We start from the raw sequence: 9295 nt of genomic DNA, 5'->3' as shown, positions 1-9295 counted from the left end.
GCAAGTTCAGATCCGGCTTACCGGCCTCCAACTGCGGCTGATGCACATGCACCAGCCCCTCCGCCGCCATGTCCGCGATCACCACGCGAACCACACCCAGCGGAATCCGCAGCAACGCCGACACCTCCGCCACCGACCGCACCTGACGGCACAGCGTGCTGATCGCCTGGCGTTCCGGGGTGAGCGTGGAAAGGTCCTGGTGCATCACCGTGGCGGAGGACACGAGTGCCTCCATGGCGAGCTGGAGCCGCGGCGCCGTACGCCCGCCGGTGACGGCGTACGGCCGCACCAGTGAGCTCTGCTCCATCGGCGCCGGCGTCGGGACCGGGTTCGTGCCGCCGTACTGCCGGTGGGCGTCGTCCACCGGCGGATAGGCCTCGTTGTTCCAGCCGCCGCCTGCCACAGCGTCCTCCTGACCTTTTCGCTCTCGCTCCGGAACCCGGCGGCCGTCCCGGCCGCCCCGCTCAGGGCGTCTTCCCCGATCTGTCCTCCACCGCGTGCCTTACTTCGCGGGGTCTTCCGTCACCGCGGGTGAGACGCCTGGAGCTCGGCGCGAACCGCGGGGGTCAGCACCTGGCCCGCCCGCTCCACCAGCAACGTCATCTGATAGGCCACCAGACCCAGATCGGAATCCGCCGCCGCCAGCACCGCCAGACAGGACCCGTCACTGATCGACATGATCAGCAACAACCCCCGCTGCATCTCCACCACCGTCTGCGTCACCGGGCCACCCTCGAACACCCGCGAGGCACCCTGCGTCAGACTGATCAACCCGGCCGCCACCGCCGCCAGCTGATCCGCCCGATCCTTGGGAAACCCGTCCGAGAACGCCAGAGGCAACCCGTCCGCCGACACCACCACGGTGTGCGCCACACCCGGCACGTTGTTCACGAAGTCCGTGATCAACCAGTTGATGCCGCGCGCGGCCTGGCTCATTTCCCTCATCAGTCCTCCTTCTCACTGTCCTGGGCATCGGGCGTGCCCAGGGCCGCCGCCCCGGGATATCCCTGGTCCTCCCCCGCCTCCCCGCGGGCGACCGCCCGGCCCTGCCGGACGCCCTGCTGGAAGCTGGAGAGCCTGCTGCGAACCCGCTCGGGCGAGAGCACGGGCGGGGGCGGCGGCGGGGCGGCCGCCGCTGCCGCGGCGGGCTCCGCGGAAGGGGTGGAACCCGTGGCCGAGCCGGGCACCAGGTTGGCCTTGGGCACCCGCTTGGGCAGGCCGGACGAGGTGACCCCGCCCAGTGCCGGCTCGCTGGCCGCCTTGGCCGCCTGCCAGCCGACGTCGGCCGGAGACGACCAGGTCTTGGTGTCCGCGGCGGTCTCGCCGTCCGAGTCGCTCTTCTCCGCCGGGATGTCGACCTTCTTGAACCAGTCCGACTCGACCGCCGCGAAGATCGGGAGGAACTCCTCCTCCGACTCCAGCGGCGAGGTCCGCACCACCGGCAGCGGGCCGGTGTTGTCGTCGCCTTCGAAGCCGCCGCGGCCGGTCTGTCCGGGCCAGCCGGCGCCGCCGTCCTGCGGGGTGCCGGGCCAGGAGGCGCCCCCCGGAGGGGGTAGATGGCCGGGCCAGGGCGTGTCCACGGGGGCCTCGCCGACGTGACCCCGGCTGAAGGGATTGGTGTCGAAGGGGCTGGAGTCGAACGGCCCCGAGTCGAAGTTCGTGGTCTCGAACGGGTCTCGCTCGGACGACCTCTGCTCGGACGGCGCCTTGTCGAACGGCGTCTTGTCGAAGGCCGCCCGGTCGAACGGTCCGGACTCGAACGGGCTGCGGGCGAACGGGTCGGGCTGCCCGCCCTGACCGAAGCCGCCGGTGTCGAAGGGGTTGCGGGCGAAGGGATCGGACTCGCCCGGCCGCCCCGCACCGCCCGTCTCGAACGGGTTGCGCGCGAACGGGTCGCCTTCGGCGCCACGGCCCGGCGGCGGCTCGAAGGGGTTGCGGGCGAACGGGTCGGGGTCGAAGCCGACGGTCTCCCGCGGGAAGGACTCGAAGGGCCCGCGCTCGAAGGGGTCGGCGCCAGGGGTGCCGACGCCGGGCGCGTCCGCGCCGAACACCGGAGTGCGCGGCGGGTTCTCGAACGGCGTCGGGCTGGCGAGGGCCGGCGCGTTGCCGAACATGGCGGCGCCGAACTGCGGCCCGGTTCCGACCGCCGGCATCGGGCTGGTCAGCTCGGGCTGCGGCATGCCCGGCACGCCGGGGAACGCCGGGCCGGCGTTGGCCAGCAGCGCCTCGGGCAGCAGCACCATGGCCGTCAGGCCACCGGTGTCCTGCTGGCGCAGCTGCACGCGGATGCCGTGACGCAGCGCCAGGCGGCCGACCACGAACAGGCCCATGCGGCGGGACACCGACACGTCCACGACCGGAGGATTGGCGAGCCGGTAGTTGGTCTGGGCCAGCTCCTCGGGCGTCATGCCGATGCCCTGGTCGCTGACGGAGATGATCAGGCCGCCGCCGTCGATGCGGTTGCTGGACACCGTGACCTTGGTGTCGCGGGGCGAGAAGGAGATGGCGTTCTCCACCAGCTCGGCCACGAGGTGGACGACGTCGTTGACCGACTGGCCGACGACCGACGCTCCACCCTGCACCTGGATGTCGACGCGCTCGTAGTTCTCGACCTCCGACAGCGAGGCGCGCACGACGTCGACGATGGGCACCGGCTGGCCCCAGCGGCGTGCGGGCTCCTGCCCGGCGAGGACCAGGAGGTTCTCACTGTTGCGGCGCATGCGGGTCGCCAGGTGGTCGAGCTTGAACAGGTTCCCGAGCCGCTGCTCGTCCTGCTCGCCCTGCTCCAGCCCGTCGATCAGGGACAGCTGACGTTCCACCAGCGTCTGCGTGCGCCGCGACAGGTTCACGAACATCGCGTTGACGTTGCTGCGCAGCCGGGCCTCGTCACCCGCCAGCCGGATGGCCTCGCGGTGGACCTCGTCGAAGGCCCGCGCGACTTCGCCGATCTCGTCGCGGCCGACCACCTGCATCGGGGCGATGGGCGGGACCTCGGCGGCGTCGCCGGCCTCCCGCAGCTTCTGGACCGTGTCGGGGAGGCGGCTGCCGGCGATCTCCAGCGCCTCGCTGCGCAGCCGCCGCAGCGGGCGTACGAGCGAGCGGGCGACGCCGGTGGTGACGAGCAGAACCGCGATCAGCAGGAGAGCGACGGCGACGGCCACGATGATGGCCCGCTGCTGCTCGTCGTCCTTGAGCGACTGGCTCCGCGCCACGATGGAGGAGGTCAGCTTGGCCTCGACGGTGCGCATCCGGTTGATGGGCTGCGACATCGCGTCGTACCAGAGGCGGGTGTCGTCGCGTACCGACTGGTCGAAGCCCTTGAGCGGGAAGCCCGCGTTGGCGCGGTCGAGCACCAGCGTGCGGATGAACTCCGCCTGGTCGACCTTGCCGCCGGTCACCGTGTTGTCGTAGTCGGCGCGCTCCTCGGCGGTGGCGCTCTTGCGGAAGGCGCGCAGATCGCTCTCCTCGGCGGACACGGCGCCGAGGAAGTTCTGCAGCTGGACCTGCTCGAAGCGGGTGTTGGGCAGCACCGTGGTCAGCAGGCCGCGCTGCAGGGAGGCGTTCTCCTTCGCACGGGCGAGCGCGGCCAGCGTGACGGACGAGGCGGCGAGCCGGTCGTCCTGGGTGCTCTTGGCCAGCTCGTCCTGCAGGGCCATCAGAGTCTCGATGACGAGGGTGTACTGGTCGAGCACGGCGCTCGGCTGCAGGTTCCCCTGCATGGCCTGGCTCCGCAGCACCTCCACGCCGTCGAGCTTGCCGAGGACGTGGTCGATCTCGTCGGAGGCGCGGCTGCTCACCTTCGTCCTGACCTCGTTCGCCAGGTCCCGGACGGCGGTGGCCGCCTTGTTGGTGAGAAGGGTCTGCGCCTTGACCGCGGCGGTCGCCTTCGCCGGGTGGCCGAGCGTCGCGTTCCAGGCGGCGCGGTCGCGTTCCGACTGCAGCTCGTGGGTGAGGCCCGCGACCTTGTCCACGAGCCGCGCCAGGTCGCTGATCTGCTGGTATTCGGACGCCGTGGTGACCGAGGTGACGACCCGCAGGCCGCCCAGCAGCAGCGCCGCCAGGGTCGGGATGAGGATCAGCGCCACAAGCCTGGAGCGCACGCGCCAGTTGCGCAGGAGAAAACGACTTCCCTCGTCGGGCTCCTGCTCAGCCGGAACCCCGGTCCCGGGGCTCTCGTCGGTCCGGGGGTCTTGTGTCCTCACAGGCTTTGCAACCTCTCGCCGTATGTGCGCACAGGGGGAAGTGTCTCAGCACGGATGTGGCTGGCGTGACGTGCGAGACGTCCTGCAGGCGAGGGTAATTGCAGCACACCGACACCAGGGAGGCCAACCGAACACCCGTGCACAAATAGCCTAGACAGGCATGTAGATGATGTTATTTGGTTAAATATCGGGTCAGCATCAATACCGAATTCTGCCCTGCCGGGTAGCCGCGAGTCCCGGGGATCGGACCCCCGAGGGCAAAGAATGCCACGCCGGCGACATGCTCGGGCCGGACGCCGCGAGGGCGGCACCCTCCGGGGTACCGCCCTCGCCGCTCCCGTCCGCGGGGCGCGGCCTGTCGGGAACACAGCTTTTTCCAGGTTCAGTATTGTCTGCCGTACGCGGCCCGCACGGTCAGCACATACTCGACCAGGCTGATGAGCGTGGACTTGACGGCATCCCGCGAGCGCGCGTCCGTACGGACGATCGGGACGTGCGGAGCCAGCGACAGCGCCTCACGGACCTCCTCCTCCGAGTGGAGGAACTGCCCCTCCCAGCCGTTCATCGCGACCAGGAAGGGAAGCTGGGCCTCCTCGAAGTAGTCGATGGCAGGGAAGCAGTCGGCGAGCCTGCGGCTGTCGACGAGCACGACCGCGCCGATGGCGCCGCGGACGAGGTCGTCCCACATGAACCAGAAGCGGTGCTGACCCGGCGTGCCGAACAGGTAGAGGATGAGGTCCTGGTCGAGCGAGAGCCGGCCGAAGTCCATGGCGACCGTCGTGGTCGTCTTGTTCGGCGTGAGCCCCAGGTCGTCGATGCCCGCACTGGCGTCGGTCATCACGGCCTCGGTCGTCAGCGGCAGGATCTCGGAGACGGCACCGACGAAGGTCGTCTTCCCGACGCCGAACCCACCCGCCACGACGATCTTCGTCGAGGTAAGACCACGGCTAGAGCCTGCGTAGTCCACTGAGCACCCTTTCGAGCAGGTTGAGGTCTGGCTGTCCCTGGTTCAGCTGCGGCATGTGCAGGCGGACCAGACCCTCGTCGGCCATGTCGGCGATGAGCACACGGGCCACGCCCAGCGGGACCCGAAGCAGTGCCGAGATCTCCGCGACCGATCGTACGGAACGACATAGCATCATGATCGATTCCTGCTCTGGACTGAGCAGGGAATAGTCATTGCTCTTCAAGGTCACCGATGATACGAGGGTTTCCATCGCCATGTGGTAACGCGGCTCGGATCGGCCACCGGTGACGGCGTACGGACGGAACAGAGGCTCGTCCTCTGTCCCGTCACGATCACGCACGGCCCTCTCCTCTGGTCATCGCCGCGACGTCTGCAGCTCGGCGCGCAGCGCCGGCGTGAGCACCTGGCCTGCCCGCTCGACGAGCAGGGTCATCTGGTAGGCCACCAGGCCCATGTCGCAGTCAGGTGCGGCGAGTACGGCCAGGCAGGAGCCGTCGCTGATCGCCATCACGAGCAGCAGTCCCCGCTGCATCTCGACGACGGTCTGCGACACCGCGCCCCCCTCGAACACCCGTGCGGCGCCGAGGGTGAGGCTGAGCAGGCCGGCGGCGACCGCCGCGAGCTGGTCGGCGCGGTCAGGCGGAAACCCGTCCGATTGGGCCAGCCGCAGGCCGTCCGACGACACCACCACCGCGTGCGCCACGCCGGGCGTGCTGCCGACGAAATCGGTGATCAGCCAGTCGAACCTGCGTGCTTCCACGCTCAGCTCAGTCACGAGCCCTCCTCCTCTTTACCCGACCCTTCGGCGAGACCTCCGGCCGTCTGGGCCCGGCCTCGCCTTACACCCTGCTGGAAGCTGGACAGGCGGTTGCGCACCGCCTCGGCCGAGACCGGAGGGCGCGGGGCGGCGGCTGGGGGGCCGTCCGCGCCCACCGAGCCGGGCACCAGGTTGGCCTTCGGCGTGCGCTTCGGCAAGCCCGCCGCGGTCACACCGCCCAGCAGGGGGTCCCGGGCGCTCGCCGCGGCCTGGAAGCCGCTGTCGGCCTGAGACCGCCATCCGCCGGGGTCTCCGCCCTGCGCCTGCGGGGCGGAGACGGGCCCGGAGGCGGTGGCGGAGCGGGGCACCCTCGCGATCTCCCCGGTGCTCTCTCCGGGCTCCTCTCCGGCCTTTCCCCCGTCCGCCTCCGCGCCGGTCCGCGCCGCGGGCGCGGCCTGCGGGCCGGTGTCCGAGGGACGCCGGAACCACGCCGACTCGACCGAGGCGAAGATCGGGAGAAACTCCTCGCCCTGCTCCAGCGGCGACTCCTCGACCGACGGCAGCGGCCCGGTCGACGACCCGGGCTCCCCGGCCGTTCCCGCGGGCGGCGCGGCGCCGGGGAATGCGGTCGGCCCCGTGCTGGACGGAGACGGCGAGAACGCCGTCGGTCCAGTGGCGGACGGGGAGAACGCGGTCGGTCCGGTGTCCGACGGCGAGAAGGCCGTCGGCCCCGTGCTGGACGGAGACGGCGAGAAGGCCGTCGGCCCGGTGCTCGACGGGGAACTCGGCTGAGGGAACGCCGTCGGCCCGGTGCTCGACGGCGAGAAGGCCGTGGGCCCGGTGGAGCCGCCCCGCTGCGGGAGTCCCGTCGGCCCGGTGGGCAGCGACGGCCACGAGTGCTCCGAGCGGTCCTCGCCGCTCCCGCTCGCGGCTCCGCTCTGTGATCCCCCCGGTGATCCCCTCTGTGATCCCCTCTGCGGCAACGCCGAGGGCCCGGCGGGCGCCGATGGCCACGACGGCTCGGACTGCTCGCCGAACGCCGGACGGCGGGGGTCGCCGTCCGGCGCCCTCCCGGGCAGGCCCGGCACCGAATGGGGCCCCGAGTGCTGGGTGAACGCGCTTTCCCCGTACGGGTTCTCCGCGGGCGCGGGCGGCGCATCCGCCGTCGGCGCGCCGAATGCGGAGAACCCGCCCGCGCCGTTGCCACCGGCACCGATTCCGCTGAACCCGTTCCCGCCGGGACCGTTCCCGCCCGGACCGTGTCCGCCGGTCGCCGGGGGCCTGCGGGACCCGACGCCGCCCGCCGCGTCGTTGCCGGGGCTCCAGGGTTCGAACGAACCGCCTCCCGGCGCGGGAGCGAGCGGGTCCGGCTCGGCGAACGCCTGCCGGGCCGGCAGTCCGGCCGCCGTCTGCCCGGCCGGGACGGAGGGACGCGGCATCACGGGCTGATCGGCGTTGGAGATGAGCTGGGCGGGGAACAGCACCATCGCGATGACGCCCGCGCCGTCACCCCGGCGCAGCTGCACCCGGATGCCGTGACGCAACGCGAGGCGGCCGACCACGAACAGGCCCATCCGGCGGGACACCGAGACGTCGATCGTGGGCGGCTCGGCGAGACGACGGTTGATCTCCGCGAGCTCCTCCGGCGACATGCCGATCCCCGCGTCGGTGACGCCGAGCATCACGGCGCCGCCCTCGACGGGGCTGCTGGAGACGACGACCTTGGTGTTGCGCGGCGAGAAGGCGATGGCGTTCTCGACCAGCTCCGCCAGCAGGTGGACGACGTCGTTCGCGGCGTGCCCGGCGATCGCGATCGTACGAGGAATCCGGACGACGACCCGCTCGTAGTCCTCGACCTCCGACAGCGAGGCGCGGACCACGTCGACCAGCCGGGCGGGCTGGCTCCGCTTGCGCGGCGGCTCGTGACCGGCGAGGACCAGGAGGTTCTCACTGTTGCGGCGCATGCGCGTGGCCAGGTGGTCCAGCTTGAACAGGTCGGCCAGACGCCGGCCGTCCTCCTCGCCCCGCTCCAGGCCGTCGATCAGCGAGATCTGCCGCTCCACCAGTGTCTGCGTACGGCGGGAGAGGTTCACGAACATCGAGTTGACGTTGGCGCGCAGGCGGGACTCCTCCGCGGCCAGGCGCACGGCCTGCGTGTGGACCTCGTCGAAGGCCTGCGCCACCTCGCCGATCTCGTCGCTGCTGTCGACCGCGATCGGCTGCACGTGGGACTCGCGCTCGGGGTCCTCGGACTCGCGCATCTGCCGGACGATCTCCGGCAGCCTCCGCCCGGCGATGTCGAGCGCCTCCGCCCGCAGGCGGCGCAGCGGCCGGACCATCGACCGCGCGATGAGCACGGTCGTGGCGAGCACGAGCACGAGGAGTGCGAGGATCAGGCCGCCGGCGATGAGGGCGTTGCGCTGCTCGGCCGACTGCAGGTCGCGGGCGCGGCTTTGCACCAGCTCCGACACGCGGCCCTCGACGGCCGCCATCTGCTCGATCGCCTTCGTGCTGTTCTGGAACCACTGCTGGGCCGTCCTGTCCCTGCCCCGGTAGCGGCTGAGGGACTGGTTCTGCAGGCCGAGCGTGAGCGCCCACGACTTGGTCAGCTCGCTGTTGACCACGTCCTTGTCGCCGAAGAGGGTGACCAGGCGGCTCGCCTCGGTCGCCGGGGCCTCGGTGTAGAACGTCGCCAGGTAGCTCTGCTGGCGCGACTGGGAGGCCAGGAAGTCCTGCAGCTCGAACGTGGTGAAGGTCTGGTTGCGCTCCAGCAGCTCACGGGTGAGGGTGGCCCGCTGCAGGGCCGCCTCCTCCTTGGCGTGGGCGAGAGCGCTGAGAGCGCGGACGTTGCCCACGATCGCAGCGTTGTCGTCGTTGTTGCCCAGTTCGTCGTGCAGGCGCAGGATGTTGGCGATCACGGCGCTGTAGTCCTCCGGCGCGCCGTTCTTACGGATGCCCGCGAGGCTCGAGATGCGGCTCGTGAGCTGCTGTGCCTGCTCCACCGCACGCGTGCCGTAGTCCGTGTTGATGTTCTTGAGGTCGGCCTTCACCTGCTGGATCAGCGGGTCGACCGCCGCGCTCTGCTGGGCACGGGTGACCTCGGTCTCCCCGTCGATGTCGAACTTGCGCTTGCTGTTGCCACCCCAGACGAACAGGTCGCGTTCGAGAGCCAGTTGCTCGGCAAGGTCCCGCAGGTGCACCGAGTATTCCGCCGACGACCTGGTCCGCTGGTAGGCGGTCAGGCTGTCGATCGAACCCACGACACGGACGCCGGCGAGGAGCACGGCCACGATCGTCGGGGCGACGATCAGCGCGGTCAGGCGTGTGGGCACTCGCCAGTTGCGCGGCGAGAGACGACTCCGCCGCCTG

Annotated in this window: 7 protein-coding genes; all 7 read right to left on the bottom strand. The window is 71.2% G+C overall.

Translation table 11 applies throughout. The annotated features are described in order from the left end of the window. A partial coding sequence (locus FH610_RS19670; protein WP_240809068.1) for a DUF742 domain-containing protein occupies window positions 1-403 on the bottom strand: 403 nt, incomplete at its 3' end. Between the two features lie 119 nt (window positions 404-522). Beyond that, a complete protein-coding gene (locus FH610_RS19665; RefSeq protein ID WP_076434898.1) occupies window positions 523-945 on the bottom strand; it encodes a roadblock/LC7 domain-containing protein in 423 nt (140 codons plus the stop codon). Further along, entirely contained in the window at window positions 945-4202 is a 3258-nt protein-coding gene (locus FH610_RS44515) for a sensor histidine kinase (protein WP_240809067.1), read from the bottom strand. The genes FH610_RS19665 and FH610_RS44515 overlap by 1 nt, the downstream gene beginning before the upstream one ends. Window positions 4203-4584: 382 nt before the next feature. After that, window positions 4585-5121, bottom strand: coding sequence for a GTP-binding protein (locus FH610_RS19655; protein WP_205825892.1), 537 nt, complete (start codon window positions 5119-5121; stop codon window positions 4585-4587). 28 nt (window positions 5122-5149) lie between these two features. Continuing rightward, the gene (locus FH610_RS19650; RefSeq protein WP_030510865.1) at window positions 5150-5509 is read right to left on the bottom strand and encodes a DUF742 domain-containing protein; all 360 of its coding nucleotides are present in this window, start codon (window positions 5507-5509) and stop codon (window positions 5150-5152) included. A gap of 15 nt (window positions 5510-5524) precedes the next feature. After that, complete coding sequence (locus FH610_RS19645) at window positions 5525-5944, bottom strand: roadblock/LC7 domain-containing protein (RefSeq protein ID WP_139575956.1); 420 nt, start codon at window positions 5942-5944, stop codon at window positions 5525-5527. Continuing rightward, window positions 5941-9258, bottom strand: a complete 3318-nt coding sequence (locus FH610_RS19640) for a sensor histidine kinase (RefSeq protein WP_161628032.1) — start codon at window positions 9256-9258, stop codon at window positions 5941-5943. Before FH610_RS19640 ends, FH610_RS19645 begins: the two co-directional genes overlap by 4 nt. Window positions 9259-9295: the final 37 nt, after the last annotated feature.

This window comes from Microbispora catharanthi (genome assembly GCF_006334915.2).
GTDB lineage: Bacteria > Actinomycetota > Actinomycetes > Streptosporangiales > Streptosporangiaceae > Microbispora > Microbispora catharanthi.
Note: the sequence above shows the minus strand (reverse complement) of the source record. Positions and strands in the feature narration are given on the sequence as shown.